General features: G+C 72.1%; 21 protein-coding genes. 11 read left to right on the forward strand and 10 right to left on the reverse strand.

Features of this window, described 5'->3' with window-relative positions; all coding sequences use genetic code 11:
* The first annotated feature begins 17 nt into the window (after nt 1-17).
* Nucleotides 18-941, forward strand: coding sequence for a hypothetical protein (locus ACZ4WH_RS08380; protein ID WP_468177923.1), 924 nt, complete (start codon nt 18-20; stop codon nt 939-941).
* Here ACZ4WH_RS08380 and ACZ4WH_RS08385 read toward each other — a convergent pair.
* Complete coding sequence (locus ACZ4WH_RS08385; protein WP_468177925.1) at nt 841-2,187, reverse strand: aminotransferase-like domain-containing protein; 1,347 nt, start codon at nt 2,185-2,187, stop codon at nt 841-843. The genes ACZ4WH_RS08380 and ACZ4WH_RS08385 overlap by 101 nt on opposite strands.
* A gap of 88 nt (nt 2,188-2,275) precedes the next feature.
* Between ACZ4WH_RS08385 and ACZ4WH_RS08390 the strand changes: the two genes are divergently transcribed.
* From ACZ4WH_RS08390 to ACZ4WH_RS08415, 6 genes are all read left to right on the forward strand, one after another.
* Nucleotides 2,276-3,058 carry an alpha/beta fold hydrolase gene (locus ACZ4WH_RS08390; protein ID WP_468177927.1) on the forward strand — a complete coding sequence of 261 codons (783 nt, stop codon included), beginning with the start codon at nt 2,276-2,278 and terminating at the stop codon, nt 3,056-3,058.
* Between the two features lie 16 nt (nt 3,059-3,074).
* Nucleotides 3,075-4,031 carry an endonuclease/exonuclease/phosphatase family protein gene (locus ACZ4WH_RS08395; protein WP_468177929.1) on the forward strand — a complete coding sequence of 319 codons (957 nt, stop codon included), beginning with the start codon at nt 3,075-3,077 and terminating at the stop codon, nt 4,029-4,031.
* Nucleotides 4,032-4,105: 74 nt separating this feature from the next.
* Entirely contained in the window at nt 4,106-6,049 is a 1,944-nt protein-coding gene (locus ACZ4WH_RS08400; RefSeq protein WP_468177931.1) for an FUSC family protein, read from the forward strand.
* Nucleotides 6,050-6,133: 84 nt separating this feature from the next.
* On the forward strand, nt 6,134-7,933 hold the full coding sequence (locus ACZ4WH_RS08405; protein WP_468177933.1) for a VWA domain-containing protein: 1,800 nt from the start codon (nt 6,134-6,136) through the stop codon (nt 7,931-7,933).
* A gap of 111 nt (nt 7,934-8,044) precedes the next feature.
* Nucleotides 8,045-9,661, forward strand: coding sequence for a methionine--tRNA ligase (metG, locus tag ACZ4WH_RS08410; protein WP_468177935.1), 1,617 nt, complete (start codon nt 8,045-8,047; stop codon nt 9,659-9,661).
* A gap of 253 nt (nt 9,662-9,914) precedes the next feature.
* Nucleotides 9,915-10,607, forward strand: coding sequence for a nucleotidyl transferase AbiEii/AbiGii toxin family protein (locus ACZ4WH_RS08415; RefSeq protein ID WP_468177937.1), 693 nt, complete (start codon nt 9,915-9,917; stop codon nt 10,605-10,607).
* A gap of 6 nt (nt 10,608-10,613) precedes the next feature.
* Here the strand turns inward: ACZ4WH_RS08415 and ACZ4WH_RS08420 are convergent, their stop codons facing one another.
* Entirely contained in the window at nt 10,614-11,534 is a 921-nt protein-coding gene (locus ACZ4WH_RS08420; protein WP_468177939.1) for an intradiol ring-cleavage dioxygenase, read from the reverse strand.
* A gap of 115 nt (nt 11,535-11,649) precedes the next feature.
* Entirely contained in the window at nt 11,650-13,413 is a 1,764-nt protein-coding gene (gene aspS, locus ACZ4WH_RS08425; protein ID WP_468177941.1) for an aspartate--tRNA ligase, read from the reverse strand.
* Nucleotides 13,414-13,576: 163 nt separating this feature from the next.
* Here aspS and ACZ4WH_RS08430 point away from each other — a divergent pair, with 163 nt between their 5' ends.
* Nucleotides 13,577-15,727: an ATP-binding SpoIIE family protein phosphatase gene (locus ACZ4WH_RS08430; protein WP_468177943.1), complete on the forward strand. Its 2,151-nt coding sequence runs from the start codon at nt 13,577-13,579 to the stop codon at nt 15,725-15,727.
* On the opposite strand, the gene ACZ4WH_RS08435 is transcribed toward ACZ4WH_RS08430, so the two are convergent.
* The 4 genes from ACZ4WH_RS08435 to ACZ4WH_RS08450 form a co-directional block, all read right to left on the reverse strand.
* Nucleotides 15,679-16,743, reverse strand: coding sequence for an AI-2E family transporter (locus ACZ4WH_RS08435; RefSeq protein ID WP_468177945.1), 1,065 nt, complete (start codon nt 16,741-16,743; stop codon nt 15,679-15,681). The two genes, ACZ4WH_RS08430 and ACZ4WH_RS08435, sit on opposite strands and share 49 nt — an antisense overlap.
* A 156-nt stretch (nt 16,744-16,899) precedes the next feature.
* Entirely contained in the window at nt 16,900-17,871 is a 972-nt protein-coding gene (locus tag ACZ4WH_RS08440) for a pirin family protein (protein ID WP_468177947.1), read from the reverse strand.
* A gap of 135 nt (nt 17,872-18,006) precedes the next feature.
* Nucleotides 18,007-18,492, reverse strand: coding sequence for an SseB family protein (locus ACZ4WH_RS08445; protein ID WP_468177949.1), 486 nt, complete (start codon nt 18,490-18,492; stop codon nt 18,007-18,009).
* Between the two features lie 47 nt (nt 18,493-18,539).
* Nucleotides 18,540-18,968: a BP74-related protein gene (locus ACZ4WH_RS08450; RefSeq protein ID WP_468177951.1), complete on the reverse strand. Its 429-nt coding sequence runs from the start codon at nt 18,966-18,968 to the stop codon at nt 18,540-18,542.
* Nucleotides 18,969-19,232: 264 nt separating this feature from the next.
* On the opposite strand from ACZ4WH_RS08450, the gene ACZ4WH_RS08455 reads away from it, so the two are divergent.
* The 3 genes from ACZ4WH_RS08455 (at nt 19,233) to ACZ4WH_RS08465 (ending at nt 22,823) form a co-directional block, all read left to right on the forward strand.
* Nucleotides 19,233-21,059 (forward strand): acyl-CoA dehydrogenase, encoded by a 1,827-nt coding sequence (locus ACZ4WH_RS08455; RefSeq protein ID WP_468178303.1) that lies wholly within the window; start codon nt 19,233-19,235, stop codon nt 21,057-21,059.
* A gap of 96 nt (nt 21,060-21,155) precedes the next feature.
* Nucleotides 21,156-22,505, forward strand: coding sequence for a M18 family aminopeptidase (locus tag ACZ4WH_RS08460; protein WP_468177953.1), 1,350 nt, complete (start codon nt 21,156-21,158; stop codon nt 22,503-22,505).
* A 66-nt stretch (nt 22,506-22,571) separates the two neighbouring features.
* Nucleotides 22,572-22,823: a DUF6458 family protein gene (locus ACZ4WH_RS08465; protein WP_468177954.1), complete on the forward strand. Its 252-nt coding sequence runs from the start codon at nt 22,572-22,574 to the stop codon at nt 22,821-22,823.
* Here ACZ4WH_RS08465 and ACZ4WH_RS08470 read toward each other — a convergent pair.
* The 3 genes from ACZ4WH_RS08470 to ACZ4WH_RS08480 form a co-directional block, all read right to left on the reverse strand.
* Complete coding sequence (locus tag ACZ4WH_RS08470) at nt 22,811-24,652, reverse strand: thioredoxin-like domain-containing protein (RefSeq protein WP_468177956.1); 1,842 nt, start codon at nt 24,650-24,652, stop codon at nt 22,811-22,813. The genes ACZ4WH_RS08465 and ACZ4WH_RS08470 overlap by 13 nt on opposite strands.
* 91 nt (nt 24,653-24,743) lie before the next feature.
* Complete coding sequence (locus ACZ4WH_RS08475) at nt 24,744-25,625, reverse strand: calcium-binding protein (RefSeq protein ID WP_468177958.1); 882 nt, start codon at nt 25,623-25,625, stop codon at nt 24,744-24,746.
* A gap of 159 nt (nt 25,626-25,784) precedes the next feature.
* On the reverse strand, nt 25,785-26,171 hold the full coding sequence (locus tag ACZ4WH_RS08480) for a cupin domain-containing protein (RefSeq protein ID WP_468177960.1): 387 nt from the start codon (nt 26,169-26,171) through the stop codon (nt 25,785-25,787).
* Nucleotides 26,172-26,200: the final 29 nt, after the last annotated feature.

Consider the following 26,200-nt stretch of genomic DNA (forward strand, 5'->3'; position numbering starts at 1 on the left):
GGGCCTTGCCTGGAAGCGTGCCCCAACGCCTCAGGAGCGCCCTGTCGGCCGTACTGATCGCCCTCTCCTGCCTCCTCGTGCCGTTCGGCGCGCTGGCGGCCTGGGCGGCGTACGGGCTCGCCGACACGGGCCGGTACGTCACCACGATGGCGCCGCTCGCCGCCGACCCGGCCGTGCGGGAGGCCGTCGTGGACACGGTCGGCGACGGCATCCTGCACGCGGTGGACGAGCATCTGGACGTGCGCCCGGTGCGCGGCTCGGTCCGCCCGTTCGTGCACGACGCGGTCCGCTCCTTCACCCAGACCCGCGCCTTCCGGCTGGCCTGGGACACCGGCAACCGGATCACCCACGACGCCGTCCTGCGCGCCCTGCGCGCGGAGGACGAGCGCACCGTCACCGTCGACCTTGCCCCCGTCACCGCCCAGGTCAAACGCCAGCTCACCCGTGACCACGTGCCGCTCGCCGCACGCATCCCGGTGGAGCACACCGAGGTCCCCGTGCTCCCGGCGGACCGCCTGTCCACGCTCCGGAAGGGGTACCACGTGCTCGAAGTCGCCGGCTTCTGGCTGCCGATGGCGGCCGTCGCCTTCGCCGTCGGCGGGATCGGGCTCGCCGTCCACCGGCGCCGGGCCGTTGCCGCCACCGCCCTGGGCACGGCCCTGGGCGGCGCCCTGCTCGCCGTCGCCCTCGCCGTCGGCCGCGATCTGACCCTGGCCGACCTGCCCGCCGGTGTGTCCCACCCGGCGGCGGGCGCCGTCTACGACGCCCTGACCGGCACCCTGCGCACGGCCGCCTGGCTGCTGCTGGCCCTCGGCCTGGCGGTCGCCCTCGTCGTCTGGCTCACCCGCCACCTCCGGCTGCCCCGTCCCGCGCGACGCCGGCGAGGGTCTCCAGCGCCCGCGCCAGCCGGGGCTCCGGCGCCGACCCGAGCCCGAGCCTGACCGCGTCCGGCGTCCGGCTCGGGTCGACGCAGAAGGCCGTACCCGGGGTGACGGCGATGCCGTGCGCCCGCGCGGCGGCCGTGAAGGTGTCCGCCCGCCACGGCGCGGGCAGCTCCCACCAGGCGAAGTAGGCCGCCGGGTCGGACCGTACGGCGAACCCGGCCAGCTTCTCGGCGACCAGCCGCTGCCGGCGCCGGGCGTCCTGCCGTTTGGCGGCCACCAGCCGGTCCACGGTGCCGTCGCCGAGCCAGCGCACGGCCGCCTCCAGCGCGAAGGAGCCCGCGCTCCACCCGCCGGAACGGACGGCCCGCGCCACCGCCTCCACGCGGTCCTCCGGTACGACGGCGAAACCGACGGTGAGGCCGGGCGCGACCCGCTTGGAGAGGCTGTCGACGAGGTGGACCAGGCCGGGCGCGAGCGCGGCGAGCGGGGGCGTGCCGCCCGTGTCCAGGAAGGCCCAGATCCGGTCCTCGACCACCGGTGTCCCCAGCCTGTGGACACAGTCGGCCAGCTGCCGCAGCCGCCCGGTGGTCACCGTGCGGGAGGTCGGGTTGTGCAGGGCGGGCTGGAGGTAGAGGGCGGACAGCGGGGCGCTGCGGTGGGCTGCGGCCACCGACTCCGGCAGGGGGCCCTCCGCGTCCGTGGCGAGCGGGACGAGGACCAGGCCGAGACGCGCCGCGATCTCCTTGACCAGCGGATACGTCAGCGGCTCCACCCCGACCCGGCCGCCGGGCCGGACCAGGGCGGCGAGCGTGGCGGCGATGGCCTGGCGGGCGTTGCCGGTGAACAGGACGCGATCCGGGGCGGTCCGCAGCCCGCTCGGGGCGAGGAGGGCGGCGACCGCCTCCCGGGCCGCCGGGGTGCCCGCCGCCGGGGCCGGCCGCAGCGCCTGGCCGAGCGCGTCCGGCCGCAGCAGCGACGTCAGGGCCGGGGCCAGCAGCTCGGCCTGCCCGGGTACGGAGGGGTAGTTCAGCTCCAGGTTGACGAGCGGGGTGCCGGCCGCCTCGGTCAGGGCGATCCCGGGCTGCCCGTCCGGCGCGGTGGCCCGCACGAACGTGCCGCGTCCGACCTCGCCCACCACCAGTCCCCGGCGCACGAGTTCGGCGTAGACCCGCCCGGCCGTCGACGGCGCGATGCCGCGCCGTCGCGCGAACACCCGCTGGGGCGGCAGCCGTTGGCCGGGCCGCAGCCGTCCGCCGGTGATGTCGGCGGCGATCCGGTCGGCGATGCGCCGGTAGTCGTCCACAACTCCCCCTGTTCCCGGGCTGGTTGGATTGCACTGAGGGCAAAGATCTTATTGCACCGAGCGATGGCGGCACCCTAGGGTCGTTGCCATGCCCTCCTTCCTCGCATTCGAGGACAAAGACCCCGGAGTCACCTCCCGGGTTCCCCTCGTCCTCGTCCACGGCCACCCCTTCGACCGCACGATGTGGCAGCCGCAGCTCACGGAGTTCGCCGCGACCCGCCGGGTGATCGCCCCCGACCTGCGCGGCTACGGCGCCTCCCCCGTGACCCCCGGCACGGTCCCGCTGGCCCGCCACGCCCAGGACATCGCGGACCTCCTGGACCACCTGGGTGTGGACACCTTCGTCCTCGCCGGCCTGTCCATGGGCGGCCAGATCGCCATGGAGTGCGCCGCCCGCTCCGGCGACCGCGTCCGGGGCCTCGTCCTCGCCGACACCTTCCCCGAAGCCGAGACCCCCGAGGGCCGGCGGAGCCGCAACGCCATGGCCGACCGGCTGCTCGCCGAGGGCCTGCGCGGCTACGCCGACGAGGTGCTGGAGAAGATGGTCGCCCCCTACGCCGACCCCGAGGTCAAGGCCCACGTGCACCGCATGATGACGGCCACCTCCCCCGAGGGCGCCGCCGCCGCGCTGCGCGGCCGGGCCGAACGCCCCGACTACCGCGCCCTGTTGTCCACGCTGCCCGTGCCCGCCCTCGTCCTGGTCGGCGCCGACGACACCTACACCCCGGTCGCCGACGCCGAGGCCATGCACGCGGCCCTCCCCGACTCGGTCCTGCACGTCATCGAGGGCGCCGCCCATCTGCCCAACCTGGAACGACCCGTGGAGTTCAACCGCGCGCTGACGGAATTCCTGGCGCGGCTGGACGGCTGAAACATAGGCTCGCCCCGTGACCCAGCGCCCCGGACGCAGGCTCGGCGCCTGGTGCGCCGGACTGCTGCTCGCCGGGGTGAGCGTGGTCGTCGGCTGCCGGGTCGCCGACACCGACGGCATCACCCCGGTACCCCAGCTGCTCGCCTTCCTGCCCTGGCTGCTCGCACCGGCCGGCTTCGCGCTGCTGTGCGCGCTGCTCGCCCGCTGGTGGCCGGGCCTGCTGTGGGGAGTCGCCGTCCTCGGCCTGCTCGCCTGGTACCTGGAGCCGTACGGCAAGACCGGCGAGCCCGACGGCCCGCCCCTCGCCCGGCTCCGCGTGCTCACCGCGAACGTCGAGTCCGGCCGCGGCACGCCCGCCCTGGTCCCGGTCCTGCGCGACCGGCGGCCGGACGTGGTCTTCGTCCAGGAGTGCGAGTCCGGCTGCCGGGCCACCCTGGAAGGCGACTTCGCGAGCGTCTACCCGCACCGCCGGGCCGTCGAGGAGGACGGCTCCAAGGGCTCCCTCGTCCTGAGCCGCTTCCCGCTCGGACCAGCCGCGGGCGTCCGCGGCACGCTGGGCATGCCCGGCGCCGTCGCCGACGTGCGCGGCCACGCCGTACGCCTCCAGCTCGCCCACCCCATGCCCCCGCTGCCGGACCAGGTGGGCCTGTGGCGCCGCGAACTCGCCCGGCTCCGCGCCTTCGCCGCCGCCCACGACGACAGCCCCGTGATCCTCGCCGGGGACTTCAACGCCTCGCAGGACCACGCGGCCTTCCGGCGCGTCCTCGACACCGGCCTCACCGATGCGGCCCGCCTCGCCGGCCACGACCGCGCCCCCAGCTGGCCGTCCCGCACCGCCTCCCTCATCGGCGCCCAGATCGACCATGTGCTGGTGTCCCGGGACTTCACCGCGACCGGCGCCCGCTTCCTGCGCGTGTCCGGCACCGACCACCGCGCCCTGGTCGTGGATCTCACCCTGCACCGACGGGACTGAGCCGTGCACCGACGGACCTGAGCCGTGCACCGACGGACCTGACCCTGCCGGATCAACCCGGTGATAATGGGCGCATGGCCCGAGAGTTCCCCATCAGCCTCACCCCTCCCGACTGGCTGGTCCGGAACCTCAAACCCCAGCAGGCCCCCGTCAACTGGGCCGCCGTGGCCCGCGCCGCCCTCGCCATGGCCCTCCCCCTGGCGCTCGGCCTCGCCGCCGGCCGCCCGGCCTACGGCGCCCTCGCCTCCATGGGCGCCCTGTCCGGCGTCATCGGCGACACCGCCGACGCCTACCGCATGCGCGTCCTCAACATCGCCGTACCGCAGCTCTTCGGCGCGGTCGGCGTCACCCTGGGCACCCTGGTGTACGGGCACGGCTGGTACGCGGTGGCCGCGGTCACCGGCGTCGCCCTCGTCTCCGGCATGATCTCCACGATCGGCGCGGTCGCCTCGGTCTCCGGGCTGCTCCTGCTGCTGAACTGCGTGGTGGGCGCGGGCCTCCCGCTCCCCTCCCCCTGGTGGCTGGCCCCGACCCTGCTGACCGGCGGCGGCCTCCTCGTCCTCGTCCTCGGGCTGCTGGCCTGGCCGCTGCGCGCGGGCGTGCCCGAACGGGCCGCGGTCGCGGCCACCTACCGCACGGTCGCCACCCTGCTCGCCGCCGCCGGCACCGACCGCACCGAGGACTACGAGGAGGCCCGCCGCGCCGTCACCCAGTCCCTGAACCAGTCCTACGACCTGATCCTGGCCCGGCGCGCCCGCCACCACGGCCGCAGCCCGGACCTCACCCGGCTCCTCGCCCAGCTGAACGCCATCACCCCGGTGATCGAGGCCGCCCCCGCGGCCCACCTGGCGGCCCGCCCGCTCCCCCCGCAGATCCCGGAAGCCTTCCACCACCTGGCCCACGCCGTCGCGACAGGGGCGAGCACCCTCCCGCCCCTGCGCCTCCCCGTCCCCACCACGGAGACGGCCCGGGCGGTGGACCACGCCCTGCGCCACACCGCCGAGGTCGTCACCGCCCCCGACGTGGACCCCCGGGGCATCGACGACCGCCTGGGCCGGCCGGCCGCCCTCGGCATCCGCGCCGCCCGCGCGGCCCGCAACGTCGTCCTGTCCGCCAACTCCTGGCGCTACGGCGTACGCCTCGCCCTCTGCATCGGCATCGGCCAGGCCCTGGTCTCCCTGATCCCCGTCCCGCGCTCCTACTGGGTCGCCCTGACCATCACCTTCGTCCTCAAACCCGACTTCGGCTCGGTCTTCTCCCGCGCCCTGCTGCGCGCGCTCGGCACGGTGGCCGGCCTGCTGATCGCGGCGTTGATCCTGGCCGAGGTCCCGCTGGGCTGGTGGCACGTCCCCGTCCTCTTCGTCCTCGCCCCGCTGATCCCGGCCCTCACCCCCCGGGGCTACGGCTACCAGACGGCCGCCATCACCCCGGTGATCCTCATCCTCTCCGACATCCTCAACCACCAGGGCACGGCACTGCTGCTGCCCCGGCTGGCCGACTCCCTGCTGGGCTGCGCCGTCGCGCTGACCGCCGGCTACCTGCTGTGGCCCGAGAGCTGGCACACCCGGGTGGGCGACCGCCTCGCCGACGCGGTGGCCGACACGGCGGCGTACGTCGAGGCCGCCTTCGGCCCGCACGCCGACCCGCCCGCCCGGGCCCGTATGCGCCGCCGCCTCTACCGCGACCTGTCCGTCATCCGGACGGAGTTCCAGCGGGCCCTGACCGAACCACCGCCGACCGGCCGGCGCGCCGCCGCGTGGTGGCCGCTGGTCGTCGCCGTGGAACGGATCGTGGACGCCACCACGGCCGCCCGCGTCCGCGTCCGCCACGGGGCGGCGGCGCCGTCCACCGCCGAGATCACCCAGGTCACCCGGCAACTGTGGGAGCTGTCGGAGGGCGTACGGAACGCGGAGACCCTCATCGCCGTCCGCACCGACCTGACCGGCCCGGCGGGCAGCGTCCTGGAACCCCTGCGCCAGGAGGTGGCGGCGGCCCGCGCGATCGCGTCCCCGCGCTGACCGCTCCCGCAATCCGGGGCCGCTAACCTTACGTGTCCGTCCTGGCCAGGGATTGACGGCTACAACTCACGAAGGGTTGCGCACATGGGCATTCTCACTCTCCTGCGGAACGCATTCGGCCGCTCACGCAAAGCACGAGCCACCGAGCCGGAGGGTGCGAACCAGACCCCCGCGCACTCCCCGACCCCACCCTCGGTCCCCGAACCCCGCCGCACCCCCACCGAGGAACACGAGCTGGTGGCAGCGGCTTTCGACAACCTGAACCCCCCACCCCACCCGCCGAAGACCCCCGAGGTGCCATCTCCGGCCAAGGCCGAGGAGAGGACCGAGGAGGAGAGCACCGAAGAGCCGACTCCAGCCCAGACGGAGAACGCGCCGGAGGAGAAGGCCGAGGACAAGGCCAAGGACAAGGCCGAGGAGAAGCTCCCGGTCGCGGCCTCGGCCGAGGCCCAGGACGAGGCCGAGGAGAAGTCCACGCCGACGACCCCGGCGGAGACGGAAACCGCCGAGGAGCCCGAGCCCGAGCCGACGGCTGAGCAGAGCGCGCCGGTGGCGGAGAAGCCCGCCCAGGAGCAGACCGCAGCGACACCGGCTCCGGAACCGCAGCCCGCCACGGCTACGGAACCGGAGCCGACCAGCACCAAGGCAACCGCCCCGGCAGCGGAAGCGGACCCGCCGACCGAGCCTCAGCCGGAGTCAGAAGCAGAACCGGCAACCGAGCCGGAAGCGGAAGCAGCGGTTGAGCCGAAGGCGGACGCGGCGGCTGAGGCTCAGCCCGAGGCGGAGCCCGTGGCCCAGCCCGAGGCGGAAACAGCAGTCGAGCCGAAGGCAGAAGCGACGACGAAGTCGGAAGCGGAGGCCGAGCCGGAACCGGCAACCGGGCCGAAGGCGGACTCGGCGGCTGAGGCTCAGCCGGAGGCGGACGTGGAGGCGGAGGCCGCCGTGCCCGCCGAGGCGACCACCGCCCCGCAGGCCGCCGACGGCGAGAACGCCCCACAGGGGCCACCCGCACCTGACGACGAGACCCGCACGGGTGGTGCGGGTGGGAACACGGACGCCGATGGCGAAGCCGAGGCGGACCCGGACCCGGCGCCGCAGGCAACCCGCGAAGCCGAGGCGGACCCGGACCCGGAGCCGCAGGCAACCCGCGAAGCCGAGGCGGACCCGGACCCGGAGCCGCAGGCAACCCGCGAAGCCGAGGCGGTTGGCAAGGCTCAGCCCGCCACCACCCTCGCCAAGATCAAGTCCCAGACCCCTTCCCTCACCACCGCCTACAAAGCCGCCACAGCCACCCTCAAGAAGACCGACCTCACCGGCACCCGCGCCAAGGTCTACCTGGTCCTCGACCGCTCCGCGAGCATGCGGCCGTACTACAAGGACGGCTCCGCGCAGGCCCTCGCCGACCAGACCCTCGCCCTCGCCGCCCACCTCGACCCCGAGGCCACGGTCCACGTCGTCTTCTTCTCCACGGAGGTCGACGGCACCACCGACCTCACCCTCACCCCGGACCACGAGACGAAGATCGACGACGTCCACGCCGGCCTCGGCCGCATGGGCCGTACCAGCTACCACGCCGCCGTACAGGCCGTCGTAGCCCACTACGAGAAGAACACCACCCCCGGCACCCCCGCCCTGGTCGTGTTCCAGACCGACGGCGCCCCGGACGCCAAGACCCCCGCCACCCAGTCCCTCACCGACACCGCCACGAACCACCCCGCCCTCTTCTTCTCCTTCGTCGCCTTCGGTGACCACGACAACAAGGCCTTCGACTACCTCCGCAAGCTGAAGACCGGCAACACGTCCTTCTTCCACGCGGGCCCCACCCCCCGCGAGCTGACGGACACCGAGCTGTACGAGGGCGTACTGGCGGCCTGGCGGCCGTAGCCACCCCATGTAGTCACCCCATGTAGTCACCACACGGGGGGTGGGCCACACGGGTCCACCCCCCGAAACGCATGTGAGTCGATCTTCGGCGGGCCAGTAGGATTTCGACTTATGGCGGCCACTGGATCCGAGAAGCAGGGTGACAAGGCGTACTACGTCTCCACCCCCATCTACTACGTCAACGACGCTCCTCACCTGGGCCACGCCTACACGACCGTCGCAGGCGACGTGCTCACCCGCTGGCACCGTCAGCGCGGCGAGAAGGTGTGGTACCTCACCGGCACGGACGAGCACGGTCAGAAGATCATGCGCACGGCCGAGGCGAACGGGGTGACGCCCCAGCAGTGGGCGGACAAGCTCGTCACCGAGTCCTGGAAGCCTCTCTGGGAGCACCTGGAGATCGCGAACGACGACTTCATCCGCACCACGCAGAAGCGGCACACCGACCGCGTCCAGGAATTCGTCCAGGATCTGTACGACAAGGGCGAGATCTACAAGGGCGGCTACGAGGGCCCGTACTGCGTCGGCTGCGAGGAGTACAAGCTCCCGGGCGAGCTGCTCGACGGCGAGGGAGAGTTCGCGGGCCAGAAACTGTGCCCCATCCACAAGAAGCCGGTGGAGATCCTCAGCGAGGAGAACTACTTCTTCAAGCTGAGCGAGTACACCGACAAGCTCCTCGCCCACTACGAGGCCAACCCGGACTTCGTCCAGCCCGAGTCCGCGCGCAACGAGGTCGTGAACTTCGTCCGCCAGGGCCTCCAGGACCTCTCCATCTCCCGCTCGACCTTCGACTGGGGCATCCCGATCCCCTGGGACGACAAGCACGTGATCTACGTGTGGGTCGACGCGCTGCTGAACTACGCCACGGCGGTCGGCTACAACGAGAACCAGGAGAAGTTCGAGGCCACCTTCCCCGCCGACGTCCACCTGGTCGGCAAGGACATCCTCCGCTTCCACGCGGTGATCTGGCCCGCCATGTTGATGGCCCAGGGCCTCCCGCTCCCCGGCAAGATCGCGGCCAACGGCTGGCTGATGGTCGGCGGCGAGAAGATGTCGAAGTCGAACCTGACCGGCATCAAGCCGCAGGACCTCACCTCGCACTTCGGCGTGGACGCCTACCGCTGGTACTTCCTGCGGGCCATCTCCTTCGGCCAGGACGGCTCCTTCTCCTGGGAGGACTTCTCCGCCCGGTACACCTCCGAGCTGGCCAACGACTACGGCAACCTCGCCTCCCGCGTGGCCGCCATGGTCGGCAAGTACTTCGGCGGCACGCTGCCGGAGTCGACCGCCGACGGCGAGGCGGAGAAGGCGATCCACGACGGCCTGGCCAAGGCCGTGGCCGAGGCGGACCGCCGCATCGGCGAGGAGCTGGACTTCCAGGGCGGCATCCTGGCCGTCTTCGACTTCGTCAAGCAGGTCAACGGCTACATCACGGAGCAGGAGCCGTGGAAGGTGGCCAAGGACGAGTCCGAGGAGGGCAGGGCCCGCCTCGCGACGATCCTCTACACGGCCGCGGAGGCCCTGCGCGCGGTGGCCGTGCTGCTGCACCCGGTCATGCCCGAGACCTCCCAGAAGCTCTGGGAGTCCCTGGGCGCGGAGGCCGGTCTCGGCGCCCTGGCCGAGCAGCGGATCCAGGACGCGGGCGCGTGGGGCAAGCTGCCGGCGGGCTCCACGGTCACCAAGGGCGCGGTCCTCTTCCCGCGCCTCGAGGAGAAGCCGGCCGTCTGAGCCGTGGCACGAGCACAAGGGCCCGGGAAGCGCACGCTTCCCGGGCCCTTCCGTCGCCGCCGGTGTTACTTCAGCACGCCCGCGCCCGTCGTGTCCGCCAGTTCCGTCGGCAGGTTCTTCGCCGACGTCTGAAGGCCCGCGGTGAGCGTCGGGGTCCAGTTCACCGTCGTCTTGATCTGCCTCAGTGGCCGCCACGGCGAGGAAAGTTGCCACTCGTCGCGCGGGTGGGGCGGGAAGCCGGAAAAATCTTCCCGTGGACATCCCCGAACCCCATCGCCGTCTCCTCTCGGACGTCGTCGCGGCGGGCGGCCCGTACGGTCTGGTCCTGGCCGGCGGCTACGCCCTCCAGGCGCACGGACTGCTCCACCGCCCCCACGCCAACCTGGACTTCGCCACCGAGAGCGCCGAGGCCGTGGAGCACATCGCCGGTGCCGTCGGCGCGGCCCTGGAGGCGCGGGGACGGCGGGTGCGGACCGGCGCGGTCACCGCGCTCACCGCACAGCTGACGGTCACGGACCCGCCGACCGGCGAGCCGTGCCCGCTCGCACTGCACAAGGAGGCGTTCTGGCAGCCGCCGGAACTGACCGCGTACGGGCCGGCGCTCTCCCTCGCGGACGCGGTCGGCACGAAGATCCGGGCCCTGTACGACCGGGGTGCCGCCGTCGATCTCATCGACGCACAGGCCGCGGCGGCCCGGTTCTCCCTGCCCGACCTGGAGGAACTCGGCCGCCGGCACGCCCACGACCCGTTCGACCTGACGACCCTCCAGTCCCGGCTGACGGGCACGGACTTCTACTCCGACGGGGACTTCCTCCGCCACGGCCTGGACGAGGCCCGGATCGTCGCCCTGCGCGCCTGGGCCCAGCACTGGTCCGACGACATCGCGGAGCGGCTGCTGGAGGAGGGCGCGTCCCCGGACACCGATACGGAGGAGCAGGGCGAGTGAGCCGGATCAGCCGCCGTCGTGCGTCTCGTCCGGGGCCACGCCCAGGGTGAGCCGGGCGCGGACACCGCGTGCGACGTGCTTGCGGTCGTACGTCAGATACAGCAGGCCGCCGGCGTGCCCGTTGCCCGGGTAGATGGTGTCCTCGTCGAGCGTGGTGCGGGTGGTGGTGTTGGTGGAGTACGGCTCCACCTCCCCCGTCAGCAGCACCGCCTGCTCGGCGAAGAACAGCTGCCCGGTGTGGCAGGTACGGCCGCCCTCGTACCCGGCGTCCGTCCAGGTGCCGTCGACGTGCACCTTGACGTGGATGTGCACACAGCGGCCCTGGTACCAGCCGGGGAAGACCGTCCGGAAGGTGACGTGCCCGCGCTTGTCGGTGCGCCAGGTGCCGCGCAGGTAGCGGGTGTCGTCGGTGGGCTCCTGGTGGCCGCCGCCACCGCCGCCACCGGGACCGGGGCCGCCGGAGGGAGGCGCGCCCGTGGGCGTACCGCTCGGAGTGCCGGTCGGGGTTCCCGTCGGGGTCCCGGTCGGGGCGGGGCCGCCGCCTCCGCCTCCGCCGCTGCCCGACGCCTCGTACCCGGAGTAGACGCCCAGCGCGTTGCAGTGCCAGATGTCGACGGCCGCGTTCCTCAGCGGCTCGCAGCTCTCCGCGTCGATCACCTTGAGCGTGAGCGTCAGCGGGATGCCGTCCTGGTCCTCGGTGACGTCCTGCCGGAGCTTGTCGGCGTCGATGTAGTAGGGGCCCTCCACGGTCTCGGAGGTCAGCGTGTAGCAGAGGTCCGCGGTGGTGTCGTCGTCCGCGGACGCGTCGACGGCCAGGGCGCCGCCCAGGCCCACGGCCACGGCGGTGGCACCGCCCGCCATGATCACCGTACGACGGGACGGGCGGGACGGCTCGCCGCTGCGGCCGGCTTCAGGGGTTTCGGTCATGGGCCGGGACCGTAGGGACGGAAGCTGTCACCGGGCCCGGAGACGGCTGTGCGCGCCGATCGTCAAGAGCGAGTCAGGACAGATCGGCGCGCACGGCCGGGACGTGCTGGGTTGCCTACTTGGGCTGCGGCTTCCGGATGGTCAGGTGCAGCTCGCGCAGGCGGGACTCGTCCAGCTCGGTCGGGGCGCCCATCATCAGGTCCTGGGCGTTGCCGTTGAGCGGGAAGGCGATCGTCTCGCGGATGTTGGGCTCGTCCGCGAGGAGCATGACGATCCGGTCCACACCCGGGGCGATGCCGCCGTGCGGCGGGGCTCCGAAGCGGAACGCGCGGAGCATGCCCGCGAACTTCTCCTCGACGGTCTCCCGGTCGTAGCCCGCGATCTCGAAGGCCTTGAGCATGATCTCCGGCTCGTGGTTCCGGATCGCACCCGAGGACAGCTCGACGCCGTTGCAGACGATGTCGTACTGCCAGCCGAGGATGTCCAGCGGGTCCTGGGTCTCCAGGGCCTCCAGGCCGCCCTGCGGCATCGAGAAGGGGTTGTGCGAGAAGTCGATCCCGCCGGTCTCCTCGTCCTTCTCGTACATCGGGAAGTCGACGATCCAGCAGAAGCGGAACACGCCCTCCTCGAAGTGGCCCGCGCGCTTGGCCGCCTCCACACGGACCGCGCCCATGATCTTCGAGACCTCGTCGTACTCGCCCGCGCCGAAGAAGACGGCGTGGCCGGGGGCCAGGGAGAGGCGCTTGGTCAGCTCGGCGACGTTCGCCTCGGTGAGGAACTTCGCGATCGGACCGGACAGCGAGCCGTCCTCGGCCACGCGCACCCAGGCCAGGCCCTTGGCGCCCTGCTCGACGGCGTACTCACCGAGCTGGTCGAAGAACTTGCGGGGCTGCGCGGAGACGTCCGGCACCGGCAGCGCGCGCACGTGCTTGCCCGCGAAGGCCTTGAACTCCGAGCCCTCGAAGACGTCGGTGATGTCCACCAGCTCCAGCTTGGCGCGCAGGTCCGGCTTGTCCGAGCCGTACTTCAGCATCGCCTCGCGGAACGGGATGCGCGGGAACGGAGAAGTGACGTGACGGCCGCCTCCGAACTCCTCGAACAGCTCCGTCATGAGCTTCTCGATCGGCTGGAAGACGTCCTCCTGCTCGACGAAGCTCATCTCCACGTCGAGCTGGTAGAACTCGCCCGGCGAGCGGTCGGCGCGGGCGTCCTCGTCGCGGAAGCAGGGCGCGATCTGGAAGTAACGGTCGAAGCCCGAGATCATCAGCAGCTGCTTGAACTGCTGCGGGGCCTGCGGCAGCGCGTAGAACTTGCCCGGGTGCACCCGGGAGGGGACCACGTAGTCGCGGGCCCCCTCGGGGGAGGTGGCGGACAGGATCGGCGTCGCCATCTCGTTGAAGCCCATCGCCGCCATCTTCTGGCGGATCGCGGAGATCACGGCCGTACGCAGCATGATGTTGCGGTGCATGCGCTCGCGGCGCAGGTCCAGGAAGCGGTACTCCAGGCGCCGTTCCTCGTTGACCCCGTCCTCGGTGTTGATGGTGAAGGGCAGGGGCTGCGCCGCGCCGAGCAGCTCGACCTCGGCGACCTCGACCTCGATCTCGCCGGTGGGCAGGTCGGGGTTCACGTTCTCGGTTCCACGTGAAACAACGCGGCCGTCGACGCGGACCGTGGACTCCTTGGAGATCTTGTCCAGGGCCTCGTACGCGGGGGTGCCCGGGCGCGCGACCAGCTGCGTGATGCCGTAGTGGTCACGGAGATCGATGAAGAGGATGCCGCCCAGGTCGCGCCGATTGTGCAGCCAGCCACTCAGCCGGACGTCGGTGCCGACGTCAGAGGCGCGGAGCTGGCCGCAGGTGTGGGACCTGTACCGATGCATCGTCGTTCATCCAGTCTTTGCGGATCGGGTGTCGCCAGGCGGGTACGGCCTAGGCCATCCCAAGGGTACCGGGCACCCCAAGATCGGCTCCCCACCATTACCGCTCGTACCGCCGGCCCGCCTACGGTGGCAGGCTCCACTCACCTCTTCATAAAGTGGGGCAATGCGCACAGGCGAGCCTCTGCCGTCCGTGGGGGACGTCCTCGCCGCCCTCGCGACCGGACTCTGGCACTGGGACACCGACACCGGGCTGGTCACCGTGGACGCGGAGGCGGCGCGGCTGCTCGGCCTGCCCCCAGAGCCGACCACCCTCACGGAGGCCCAGACCCGGGCCCGCTTCCATCCGGTCGACTGGAACGAGATCACCGGCGTGGTGCGGCTGGCGGTCGCCGAGGGCACCCTCGCCGAGGTGCGCATCCGGATCATGGACGGGGACGGCAACATCCTGCGGGTCGTCCGCAGCCGGTCGAAGCCGTCCTACGACGCCGAGCGGCACGCGTACGAGCTGATCGGCACCCTCCAGGAGGTGACCGAGCCGGCCCCGGGCACGGCGGCCGGCCGCAGCGCGGTCACCGGCGACTGGCGGCGCTCACGAGAGGCGTTCCTGCTGGACGCGGGCCGGGCGCTGGCGGAGGCCCGCTCCACGGCGGAGGTGCTGCGGGTCGCGGGCGGCCTGTCGATGCCGGGGTTCTCGCCGGACGGGCTCGTGGTGTTCGGTGTCGAGGGCGACCGGCTCACGATCATCGGACAGCACGGGCACGCCCCCGCCGACATGGGCCCTTTCTCGCACATGCCGCTGGCCACCGACTATCCGGCGGCCGAGGTCGTCCGTACGGGCCGCGCGGTGTACCTGTCCTCGCCCGAGGCCTACCGGGACCGCTACCCGACGACGTGGCCGCTCGCCCGGCACTTCGGGCGCCGCTCCTGGGCCTTCCTGCCGCTGACGGCGGGCGGGCGCACGATGGGCGCCTGGATGGCCGCCTTCACCTACCCGGTGGCGTTCACCCCGGACGAGCGCGCGGTCCTGACGACGGTCGCCCGCATGCTCGCCCAGGCGCTGTCCCGGGCCGGAGCCGCCGAGTCCGCGCGGGAGCTGACCGAGGGCCTCCAGCGGTCCATGCTGCCGTCGCTCGGCCCCGAGATCCCCGGGATGCGGGTGGCCGCCCGGTACATCCCGACCGGCGGCGGACTCCAGGTCGGCGGCGACTGGTACGACATGATCCCGTTGCCCTCCGGCCGCTTCGCGCTGGTCATCGGCGATGTCCAGGGTCACGACGTGCGCGCGGCCGGCCTCATGGGACAGCTGCGGATCGCGCTGCGCGCCTACGCCTCCGAGGGGCACCGCCCCGACGCGGTCCTCTCCCGCGCCTCCCGCTTCCTGCACGGCATCACCCATGACGCCGGGGACGACGCGCTGACCGACCTGCGCTTCGCGACCTGCCTGTACGTGGAGGCCGACCCGCCGACCGGCCGGCTGGAGATCGCCCGCGCCGGGCACCCGGACCCGGTGATCCGGATGGCGGACGGCACGGTGATGACACGGCCGACGGCGGGCGGGCTGCCGCTGGGCCTCGACCCGGACGCCGACTACCCGACGACCCGGTTCACGCTCGAACCCGGCGAGACGCTGATGCTGTGCACCGACGGCCTGATCGAGACCGGCGGGCACGACATGGAGAGCGGCTGGCGCAGGCTGCGCGCGATCCTGGAGGACCACGAGGGCGACCTGGAATCGCTGGCCGACGCGCTGGTCCAGGGCGTGCACGGGCCGTCCTCCCACCACACCACCGGCCCGCTGGCCGACCGCCGCGAGGACGACATCGCGCTGCTGTTGCTGTGCCGGCCGGGGGAGGGCTGCGGGCGCGGCGACACCGTCGCGGTACGGCCGGCGGTGCGGCGCACGCTGCTGTCGGTGGCACAGGACGAGCCGGAGCGGATCGCCGAGGCCCGCGAGCACCTGCGCGAGCTGCTGCACGACTGGGCGTCGGCCGAGCAGGTGGACTCGGCGGCGCTGCTGGTCTCCGAGATGGTCACCAACGTGCTCGTGCACACGGACGCCGACGCGCTGCTGCTCGCGGAGGTCATGGGCGAGGGTCCTGGGCGGCGGCTGCGGGTGGAGGTCTTCGACACCGGCGACGACCTCCCGCACAAGCGTCGCCCCGGCGAACTGGCCTCCTCCGGACGCGGCCTGATGCTGATCGAACTCCTCGCGGACGGGTGGGGGGTGGACCCGCGGGGCGAGGGCAAGAGCATCTGGTTCGAGCTCTACGAGCCGGGCGGCTCCGGGGCCGGCGCCTCGGAGGAGGTGGCCTGACGCCCCCGCAGCTCCTGGACGGCCCCGAAGGCCGCCGCCGTCAGGGGGACCGCGAGGAGCATGCCGAGGATGCCCGCGACGGAGGCGCCCGCGGTGATCGTCAGCATCACCACGGCCGGATGCATCTGCACGGTCCGGCTCTGGATCGCCGGTTGCAGCACATGCCCCTCCAGCACCTGGACCGCGAGCACCACCCCGAGCACCCACAGCGCGATGACGAAGCCCCGGTCGGCGAGGGCGACCAGCACGGCCACCGCGCCGGAGAGGAACGCGCCGAGGTAGGGGATGTAGGCGCCGACGAAGACGAGCGCGCCGAGCCCGATGGCGCCGGGCACCCGGAGGATCAGCAGGCCGACGGTGATGCAGAGGGCGTCGATGAGCGCGATGAAGGTCGTGCCGCGCATGAACCCCTCCACCGCGGCGAAGGACCGCCGGGCGATGGCCTCCAGCAGCTCGGCGCTGCCGCCTGGCGCGACCGCTCGCAGGGTGGCCACGGCGCGGTGGGAGTCGCGCAGGAAGAAGAAGACGAGGAGCAGCGCGAGCACGGCCATGGCGATGGACTCGCCGACGACGCTGACGCCGCTGATGACGTTGGACGCGGCCGTGCTGCCGAACTTGCCCAGCAGCTCGCGGGCGTTGGCGGCGAGGTCGTCCAGACTCGTGCCGGCGGCCCCGAAGTGCCGTGCGACGCCCTTGGCCGCGTCCCGCAAGGAGGCGATGATCTCCGCTCCGGTGTCCACGAGCGCGGCGACGACGATGTAGACGGCACCGCCGACGACGGCCACGACGGCGACACAGGTGAGCCCGGCCGCCACCGACGCCTGCACCCCCGCCCGCACCAGCTGCCGGTACAGCGGTCCGAGCAGCGCGGTCCCGAGCAGGGCGAGCAGCACCGGCGTGACGGCCGTACGGAACTCCGCGCACAACTGCACCCCGACCCACCCCACCCCGGCGGCGAGCAGCAGCACGACACACCAGGCGGCGAACCGGCGGGCGGCAACGGGTAGGAACTGCACGCGTCCAGCGGATCACGCGGGGCCATACCTGTCCTGCGACGCGGGGCCGGGCGGGTGAGCAGACGCCGACCCCGGCCGACGTACGGCCGGGGTCACGAGGGGGACTCGGCACCCGACGACTCGCTCACGACCGCCGCCGACTCCGCCGAGGAGCGGTCAGATGCCGCCCTCGGACATCCCGTGCACCGCCGGGATGCTTCCCAGGCGGCCCTTCTGGAAGTCCTCGAAGGCCTGCATCAGTTCGTCCTTGGTGTTCATGACGAACGGGCCGTAGTGGGCCATCGGCTCCCGGATGGGCTGTCCGCCCAGGAGGACGACCTCCAGGTCCGGGGTGTGCGAGTCCTGCTTCTCGTCCGCGCGGACGGTCAGTGAGGAGCCGGCGCCGAAGACGGCCGTCTGGCCCAGGTGGATCGGGCGGCGCTCCGCGCCGACGCTGCCGCGGCCCGCGAGGACGTACGCCAGGCCGTTGAAGTCCTCCCGCCACGGCAGGGTGATCTCCGCGCCGGGGGCGACGGTGGCGTGGATCATCGTGATCGGGGTGTGGGTGATGCCGGGGCCCTGGTGGCCGTCCAGCTCACCGGCGATGACGCGCAGCAGCGCGCCGCCGTCGGGGGTGGTGAGCAGCTGGACGTTGCCGCCGCGGATGTCCTGGTAGCGCGGGGCCATCATCTTGTCCTTGGCGGGGAGGTTCACCCACAGCTGGAGGCCGTGGAAGAGACCGCCGGACACGACGAGGGACTCCGGCGGGGCCTCGATGTGCAGCAGGCCCGAACCCGCGGTCATCCACTGGGTGTCGCCGTTGGTGATGGTGCCGCCGCCGCCGTTGCTGTCCTGGTGGTCGAAGACGCCGTCGATGATGTAGGTGACGGTCTCGAAGCCGCGGTGCGGGTGCCAGGGGGTGCCCTTGGGCTCGCCCGGCGCGTACTCCACCTCGCCCATCTGGTCCATCATGATGAACGGGTCGAGGTGGCGGTAGTTGATGCCCGCGAACGCCCGGCGCACCGGGAAGCCCTCACCCTCGAAACCGCTCGGGGCGGTCGTGACGGTCAGCACGCGGCGTGCCACGGCGTCGGCGGGAGCGGTCACACGGGGCAGCGTCAACGGGTTCTCGACGGTCACTGCAGGCATGGTGGGTACCTCCTTGGTACGCCCACTTTAGTTGAGCGTTGAACTTCTTGCCACCCACAACAGAGAAAGCCCGGAGGGCATTCCCTCCGGGCTCCCCGGTGTGCGGGCGGGCGGATCAACCGCCGTACACGCGGATCAACCGCCGTACATGCGGCGCATCGCGAAGTCGACCATCTGCTCGACCGCCTTCGCGTCGAACACCATCCGGTGCTCGCCCTCCATGTCCAGGACGAAGCCGTAGCCGGTCGGCAGCAGGTCGATCACCTCGGCGCCGGTGATGACGAAGTACTTGGACTCCTTGCCCGCGTACCGGCGCAGCTCCTTCAGCGAGGTGAACATCGGGATCACCGGCTGCTGGGTGTTGTGCAGGGCCAGGAAGCCGGGGGTGTCACCGCGCGGGCAGTACACCTTCGACGTGGCGAAGATCTGCTGGAAGTCCTCGGCGGACATCTGCCCGGTCGTGAAGGCGCGCACCGCGTCCGCGAGCGAGGGCGGCGACGGCTCCGGGTAGAGCGGCGGCTGCTGGCCGTACCCGCCGACACCACCCGGCATCTGCTGCTGCGACGACGCGTACTGCTGCTGCGCAGCGCCCCCGTCCATGGGCTGGCCGTATCCGTACATGCGCGCAAGCGTACCGAGCCGCCGCACCGCCCCGCCGCCCGAACGGCCTACGGCGCCGTGACCTCTCGGACGAGCCGGGAGGTCCAGGGGCACCAGTAGAGCCCGGGCAGGAAGGCGCCGCCCGCCTCGTCCAGATGGTCCTCGACGTAGGGGAGGGTGGCGTCGCAGACCTCGATGGCGACATCGAAGAAGTCCACGGTCTCCGGGTTGTAGTGGAAGGACCACCTCGGGTTGTACGGCGCCTGCCGCTTGACGATCCGTCCGACGAGGTGGGGCCGCTCGTCCGTCGCGCCGCTGAGCAGGTCCCGGGCGTGCTGGATCTTGACCGGGTCGTCGATCCGGACGACGGCCCGCTCATGGGTGATGTCGGTGAACTCGAAATAGGCCGGGTCCGCCGCCTGGGAGGGGTGGGCCAGCCCGACGGTGAGCATCGCCGCCGCCGCCAGTCCGCCGAGCTTGGTCAGGAGTCGTCGCATGGGTGCCTCCGAGCACGAGAGGTGAACGGTCCGTCACCGACCGTAGCGATCGGGTTACGCGACGCGCCCGAAACGGAGGTATGGATTCACCCGGACAGCCGAGGCGCACGGAGGGTACGGGTGGCGCACTTGAGACGCGTCACAGATGACCGGATCGGGGTTGCTTCTTATTACCGACGGGTAGCATCATCGGAGCTACTTGTTGGTACGTGAACTAGGTGCGAGGAGCAAGTGCCTCGCCGATCTCTCTACGGAGCCGTCGCCATGGGGCACTACAAGCCGAATCTCCGCGACATCGAGTTCAACCTCTTCGAAGTACTGGGGCGCGACAAGGTGTACGGCACCGGCCCCTTCGAGGAGATGGACGTCGAGACCGCCAAGAGCGTCCTGGAGGAGCTGACCCGCCTCTCCGAGAACGAGCTGGCCGAGTCCTTCGCCGACGCCGACCGCAACCCGCCGGTCTTCGACCCGGAGACCAACACCGCGCCGGTCCCGGCGTCCTTCAAGAAGAGCTACCAGGCCTTCATGGACTCCGAGTACTGGCGGCTCGGCCTGCCCGAGGAGATCGGCGGCACCACCTCGCCGCGCTCCCTGATCTGGGCCTACGCCGAGCTGATCCTGGGCGCCAACCCGGCCGTGTGGATGTACTCCTCCGGCCCCGCGTTCGCCGGCATCCTCTTCGAGGAGGGCAACGAGGTCCAGAAGCACATCGCCAGGATCGCCGTCGAGAAGCAGTGGGGCTCCACCATGGTCCTCACGGAGCCCGACGCGGGCTCGGACGTCGGCGCCGGCCGCACCAAGGCGGTCCAGCAGGAGGACGGCTCCTGGCACATCGAGGGCGTGAAGCGCTTCATCACCTCCGGTGAGCACGACATGTCGGAGAACATCCTCCACTACGTGCTCGCGCGTCCCGAGGGCGCCGGCCCCGGCACCAAGGGCCTGTCCCTCTTCCTCGTCCCGAAGTACCTCTTCGACTTCGAGACCGGCGAGCTGGGCGAGCGCAACGGCGTCTACGCCACCAACGTCGAGCACAAGATGGGCCTGAAGGCCTCCAACACGTGCGAGATGACCTTCGGCGACAAGCACCCCGCCAAGGGCTGGCTGATCGGCGACAAGCACGACGGCATCCGCCAGATGTTCCGCATCATCGAGTTCGCCCGCATGATGGTCGGCACGAAGGCGATCTCCACGCTGTCCACCGGCTACCTGAACGCGCTGGAGTACGCCAAGGAGCGCGTCCAGGGCCCGGACCTGGCCAACTTCATGGACAAGACCGCGCCCAAGGTCACCATCACCCACCACCCCGACGTGCGCCGCTCGCTGATCACGCAGAAGGCGTACGCCGAGGGCATGCGCGCCCTCGTCCTCTACACCGCCTCCGTCCAGGACGCGATCCAGATCAAGGAGGCGAACGGCGAGGACGCCTCCGCCGAGCACGCGCTGAACGACCTGCTGCTGCCCATCGTCAAGGGCTACGGCTCCGAGAAGGGCTACGAGCAGCTCGCCCAGTCGCTCCAGACCTTCGGCGGCTCCGGCTTCCTCCAGGAGTACCCGATCGAGCAGTACATCCGGGACTCCAAGATCGACACCCTGTACGAGGGCACCACGGCGATCCAGGGCCAGGACTTCTTCTTCCGGAAGATCGTCCGCAACCAGGGCGCCGCGCTGAACTCCCTCGCCGAGGACATCAAGAAGTTCCTGGCGCTCGGCACCGGCGGCGAGGAGCTGGCCGGCGCCCGTGAGCACCTGGCCAAGGCGGCCGTGGAGCTGGAGGCGATCGTCGGCCTGATGCTGACCGACCTCGCCGCCACCGAGCAGGACACCAAGAACATCTACAAGGTCGGCCTCAACACCACCCGGCTGCTCATGGCCTCCGGTGACGTCGTCGTCGGCTACCTGCTCCTGAAGGGCGCCGCGATCGCCGCCGAGAAGCTGGCCACGGCCTCGGCGAAGGACAGGGCGTTCTACACCGGCAAGATCGCCGCGGCGAAGTTCTTCGCGGCGAACGTCCTGCCGGGCGTCACGTTCGCCCGCGAGGTCGCCGCGGGCGTCGAGCTGGACCTGATGGAGCTGGACGAGGCCGCGTTCTAGCCGATCTGCGCGGACGTTCCGGACGTCCTCGTCGATTCCTCGCACGGGCCCGCTCCTTACCGGGAGCGGGCCCGTGCACGTCGTTAAGGTGAATCCATGAGCGCACCATCCCGCCCGTCACCCGCCGCCGCCCCTCCAGGGAGCGCCGCGCGCGCACCTCTCACCTTCGACCGCGGCCACACCGACGACCTGATGTCCTTCCTGGCGGCGAGCCCGACGCCGTACCACGCCGTGGCGAACACCGCCGAGCGGCTGGAGAAGGCGGGTTTCCGGCAGGTGGCGGAGACGGACGCCTGGGACGGGACGTACGGCGGCAAGTACGTGCTGCGCGGCGGCGCGATCGTGGCCTGGTACGTGCCCGAGGGCGCCGAGCCGCACACCCCCTTCCACATCATCGGCGCGCACACCGACTCCCCGAACCTCAGGGTCAAGCCGCGCCCGGACAGCGGGGCGCACGGATGGCGCCAGGTCGCCGTGGAGATCTACGGCGGCCCGCTGCTGAACTCCTGGCTGGACCGGGACCTGGGGCTGGCCGGACGGCTGAGCCTGCGCGACGGCTCCTCGGTCCTGGTCGACGTGGACCGGCCGCTGCTGCGGGTGCCGCAGCTCGCCATCCACCTGGACCGTTCGGTCAGCTCCGAGGGGCTCAAGCTCGACAAGCAGCGGCACCTCCAGCCGGTGTGGGGCCTCGGGAGCGATGTGCTGGACGGCGACCTCATCGCCTTCCTGGAGCAGGAGGCCGGGCTGGCGGCGGGCTCGGTGACCGGCTGGGACCTGATGACGTATCCGGTGGAGGCGCCGGCCTACCTCGGCCGGGACCGCGAGCTGGTCGCCGGTCCGCGCATGGACAACCTGCTGTCCGTGCACGCCGGTGTCGCCGCCCTCGCCGCCACCGCGACCTCCGGCGCCCCGCTCACCCGCATCCCGGTGCTGGCCGCCTTCGACCACGAGGAGAACGGCTCCCAGTCGGACACCGGCGCGGACGGCCCGCTGCTCGGAACCGTCCTGGAGCGCTCGGTGTTCGCGCGCGGCGGGTCGTTCGAGGACCGGGCCCGCGCGTTCGCCGGCACGGTCTGCCTGTCCTCCGACACGGGTCACGCGGTCCACCCCAACTACGCGGAGCGGCACGACCCCACGCACCACCCGCGGGTCAACGGCGGCCCGATCCTCAAGGTCAACGTCAACAACCGCTACGCCACGGACGGTTCGGGCCGCGCGGTGTTCGCCGCGGCCTGCGAGAAGGCGAACGTCCCCTTCCAGAGCTTCGTCTCCAACAACTCCATGCCGTGCGGCACCACCATCGGCCCCATCACCGCGGCCCGGCACGGCATCCGCACGGTCGACATCGGCGTGGCGATCCTCTCCATGCACAGCGTGCGTGAACTCTGCGGCGCCGACGACCCGTTCCTGCTGGCGAACGCCCTGGCCGCCTTCCTGGAGGGCTAGTCCGGACCTCGCCGGGTACCCGGACGGCACCGGAGATTCCGGAACCAGAAGGGGAGGCGAGGTCTCATGGGTCTCGGCGGATGCATCATCCTCATCGCCGTGGGGGCCATCCTGACGTTCGCGACCGACTGGCACATGCAGGGCGTCAACCTCACTGTCGTCGGCCTGATCCTGATGGCCGTGGGCCTGATCGGCGTGGCGACGTTCAGCGGAATAGCCCGCCGCCGCCGCGTGGTGGTACCGCCGACGACCCCGGTGGTGGAGGACGAACCGCGCCACCACCGCGTCGACGGCTACAGCGACGGCTACGGCGTCTGAGGCGCCGCCTCCTGCTCGTCCATGCCCGCCAGGACGAGCGGCAGGCGGTCCGCCCCGCTCTCCGTGAGGCGGAGCGGGACGCCCCAGTCCTGCTGGTGGACATGGCAGGCGGGGTACTCGTTGGCGGGATCGTCGTCACAGGACGCGGCCATCGCGGAGACGTGCAGGACGCCCTCCGGCACGGACGGGTTCAGTTCCAGTTCGCGGGACAGGTCGGTGTCCGCTCCCTCGCCCTTGAGCAGCAGCTCGGGCGGGGTGGCGGAGACCAGCAGCCGGGTCGAGGGGCCGTAGCGCGTGTCGAGCTTCTGGCCCGCGGGGGCCTGGAAGATCACGTCCAGGCGCAGCCGGCCGGGAGCGACCTCGGTCGCGGCGCGCTGGGTGCGGTGGGCGACCGACTCCACGCGCACCGCCTCCTCCGGCAGCCGCAGCCGGGTCAGCCGGTGCCGGGCCGACTCCACGACCACGATGTCCCCGCCGACGAGGACGGCGTCGCTGGGCTCGCGCAGGTCGGTGGCGAGCGTGGTGACCTCGCCGGTCGCCGGGTCGTAGCGGCGCAGGGCGTGGTTGTAGGTGTCGGAGACGGCGACCGAGCCGTCCGGCAGGGCGGTGACGCCCAGCGGGTGCTGGAGCAGGGCCTGGTCGGCGGCGCCGTCGCGGTGGCCGAAGTCGAACAGGCCGGTGCCGACGGCGGTGTGCACCTGTCCGTCGAGGTCCACCCAGCGCAGGGCGCTCGTCTCGGAGTCGGCGAGCCACAGCCGGTCGGCTGTGGCCGCGAGGCCGGAGGGCTGGGCGAACCAGGCCTCGGCGACGGGCCCGTCCACCAGGCCCTCGTTGGTGGTGCCCGCCGCGACGGCGACCGTGCGCGCGGCCGGGTCGTACGTCCACAGCTGGTGGACACCCGCCATCGCGATCCACACCTTGCCGCCGAAGACCGCCACGTCCCACGGGGAGGAGAGGTCCACCTCGCGGGCCGGACCTGACGTCGCCGAGCCCTGCCACCACTGCTTCCCGGTGCCCGCCAGGGTGGTCGCCTCGCCGGTGGCCAGGTCCAGACGGCGCAGGGCGTGGTTGACGGTGTCGGCGACCACCACCGAGCCGTCGTCGAGGAGCGCGAGGCCCTGCGGCTCGTTGAAGGACGCCTCCCGCGGGCCGCCGTCGGCGAACCCGCGCGTGCCGGAGCCGAGGCGCCGTACGACGGTCTCGGCGTCCTCGGCCAGCTCCACCAGCTGATGCCGGGTGGTGTCGCTGACCAGGAAGTTCCCCGACGGCAGCAGCAGCGCCTTGCCCGGGAAGCGCAGCGTCGTCGGCTCGGGCTCCGGCGGCACGTAGGGACCGTCGCCCCGGCGCAGGGTGCCCTTCGCCTCGTGCTCGGCCTCCAGCTCCTCGACCAGCCGCTCGATGGCGTGCGCGTGGCCCTCGCCCGCGTGCTGCGCGACGACGTACCCCTCGGGGTCGATCACCACGAGCGTCGGCCAGGCACGCACCGCGTACTGCTTCCAGGTGGCCAGCTCGGGGTCGTCCAGGACCGGGTGCGCCACGCCGTAACGCTCCACGGCGTCCACGACCGCCTGGTGCTCGGCCTCGTGCACGAACTTCGGCGAGTGCACCCCGATCACCACGAGCGTGTCCCGGTGCCTCTCCTCCAGCTCCCGCAGCTCGTCCAGGACGTGCAGGCAGTTGATGCAGCAGAAGGTCCAGAAGTCCAGGACGACTATGCGTCCGCGCAGGTCGGCGAGGGTGTACTGCTGGTCTCCCGTGTTCAGCCAGCCGCCCTTGCCGATCAGCTCGGGGGCGCGTACTCGGGCGCGTCGGGGTGCGGAGTCGGTCATGACTCCAAGGGTGCCACCTGACGCCGACAACCGTTTCGGCGCCTGTGGAAAACCCGGGCCGGGTGCGGCTCGCCCGTGGCCGGCGCGGCCGTCAGTCCTGGTGGATCACGTTCCGGCCGGGGCCGCCGGAGAGCGTGTCCCGGCCCGGGCCGCCGTAGAGCCTGTCGTTCCCGCTGTTGCCGTACAGCTTGTCGTTGCCGCTGTTGCCGTACAGGACGTCGTTGCCCTTGCCGCCGTACAGGGTGTCGTCGCCCCAGCCGCCGGTGATCGCGTCCTTGCCGTCGTCTCCGGCCAGGTACTGGGCTCCGGCGCCGCCGCGCAGCACGTCGTCGCCCTTGCCGCCCTGCACGATGTTGTCGCCGCCGCTCGCGCTGATCGTGTCGTTTCCGTCGCCGCCCCAGGCCAGGCCCTCCTTGCCGACCGTCAGGGTGTCGTTGCCCGCGTCGCCCGAGACGTAGGCGCCGTCGAGGCGGCCGGAGTCGGTCGCCTTGTCGTTGCCGGTGCCCAGCGAGATCTCGGCGTAGTAGTAGATCTGGTCGGTGGCGTTCTTGTACGCGACCGTGTCGTTGCGGTCGCCGAGGTTCACGATCAGGGCGGCGTACGGGTCCTGGCTGTCGAGGCTGGTGACCGTGCAGGAGACCTTCGTGCGGTCCGCGCCGTCCGGGTGAGCGCAGCCGTGGCCCGCCTTGATCGTGACGGTGTCGTCGATCACGTAGATGATGCCCGTGCGGTCGGCGGTGAGCGACGCCGTCACGGTGGCCTTGTTGGTCTGGCCGGGGGCGGCCTTGTAGGTGAGCTGCCAGTCGTACTGGTTGACCTCGGCGGTGGCCGGCGAGGTGGCCGCCGAGGCGGTGCCGGCCACGGCGAACGGCACGGCCAGGGCGGCGGCCGTGCCGACGGCCAGGGCGGCGGCCGTGCCGACGGCCAGGGCGAGCGCGCGCACGGGCCTGCGGCGGTTGGGGCGAGCGGACATGGTGGGCCTCCGGGAGGAACGGGCGGACTGTTCAGCTGGTTTCCGCTGACTTCCGCACCGTTCGACTCGGGGCCGGGCCCGTTGGTTGGTCAACCGCCTTGGCGGTACCTGAAGTTCACCCCGCGCACACCTGAAGTCCCGGTGGATTCCGGCGCCCGGTCAGGACAGCGCGTGTCCCGTGGTCGCGTCCACATGGTCGGGAACGTCCTCGTGCCGGTCCCCGACGCTCAGCGTCCCGGTGGGCTCGAAGACCAGGATCTCGGTGGGCACGGGCGCGTGCGGCTTGTGTTCGGTGCCGCGCGGGACGGTGAACACCGAGCCCTTGGGCAGCACCACCGTGCGCTCGCCGGCCGGCTCGCGCAGGCCGATGTGCAGTTCGCCGGCGAGGACGAGGAAGAACTCGTCGGTGTGTTCGTGCGCGTGCCAGACGTGTTCGCCCTCCACCTTCGCCACGCGCACGTCGTAGTCGTTGACGGCGGTGACGATGCGGGGGCTCCACTGCTCGGAGAAGGAGGCGAGGGCCGCGTCCAGGGAGATCGGTTCCATGTGCCCATCGTGCGGGTGTCGGGGACGCC

This window comes from Streptomyces sp. NPDC029138 (genome assembly GCF_055564375.1).

Coding starts and splice junctions, on each gene's coding strand:
- ACZ4WH_RS08390 (WP_468177927.1), top strand. CDS start 2,276: ATGCCCTCCTTCCTCGCATTCGAGGACAAAGACCCCGGAGTCACCTCC.
- ACZ4WH_RS08400 (WP_468177931.1), top strand. CDS start 4,106: ATGGCCCGAGAGTTCCCCATCAGCCTCACCCCTCCCGACTGGCTGGTC.
- ACZ4WH_RS08405 (WP_468177933.1), top strand. CDS start 6,134: ATGGGCATTCTCACTCTCCTGCGGAACGCATTCGGCCGCTCACGCAAA.
- metG (WP_468177935.1), top strand. CDS start 8,045: ATGGCGGCCACTGGATCCGAGAAGCAGGGTGACAAGGCGTACTACGTC.
- ACZ4WH_RS08420 (WP_468177939.1), bottom strand. CDS start 11,534: ATGACCGAAACCCCTGAAGCCGGCCGCAGCGGCGAGCCGTCCCGCCCG.
- aspS (WP_468177941.1), bottom strand. CDS start 13,413: ATGCATCGGTACAGGTCCCACACCTGCGGCCAGCTCCGCGCCTCTGAC.
- ACZ4WH_RS08430 (WP_468177943.1), top strand. CDS start 13,577: ATGCGCACAGGCGAGCCTCTGCCGTCCGTGGGGGACGTCCTCGCCGCC.
- ACZ4WH_RS08440 (WP_468177947.1), bottom strand. CDS start 17,871: ATGCCTGCAGTGACCGTCGAGAACCCGTTGACGCTGCCCCGTGTGACC.
- ACZ4WH_RS08445 (WP_468177949.1), bottom strand. CDS start 18,492: ATGTACGGATACGGCCAGCCCATGGACGGGGGCGCTGCGCAGCAGCAG.
- ACZ4WH_RS08450 (WP_468177951.1), bottom strand. CDS start 18,968: ATGCGACGACTCCTGACCAAGCTCGGCGGACTGGCGGCGGCGGCGATG.
- ACZ4WH_RS08455 (WP_468178303.1), top strand. CDS start 19,233: ATGGGGCACTACAAGCCGAATCTCCGCGACATCGAGTTCAACCTCTTC.
- ACZ4WH_RS08460 (WP_468177953.1), top strand. CDS start 21,156: ATGAGCGCACCATCCCGCCCGTCACCCGCCGCCGCCCCTCCAGGGAGC.
- ACZ4WH_RS08465 (WP_468177954.1), top strand. CDS start 22,572: ATGGGTCTCGGCGGATGCATCATCCTCATCGCCGTGGGGGCCATCCTG.
- ACZ4WH_RS08470 (WP_468177956.1), bottom strand. CDS start 24,652: ATGACCGACTCCGCACCCCGACGCGCCCGAGTACGCGCCCCCGAGCTG.
- ACZ4WH_RS08475 (WP_468177958.1), bottom strand. CDS start 25,625: ATGTCCGCTCGCCCCAACCGCCGCAGGCCCGTGCGCGCGCTCGCCCTG.
- ACZ4WH_RS08480 (WP_468177960.1), bottom strand. CDS start 26,171: ATGGAACCGATCTCCCTGGACGCGGCCCTCGCCTCCTTCTCCGAGCAG.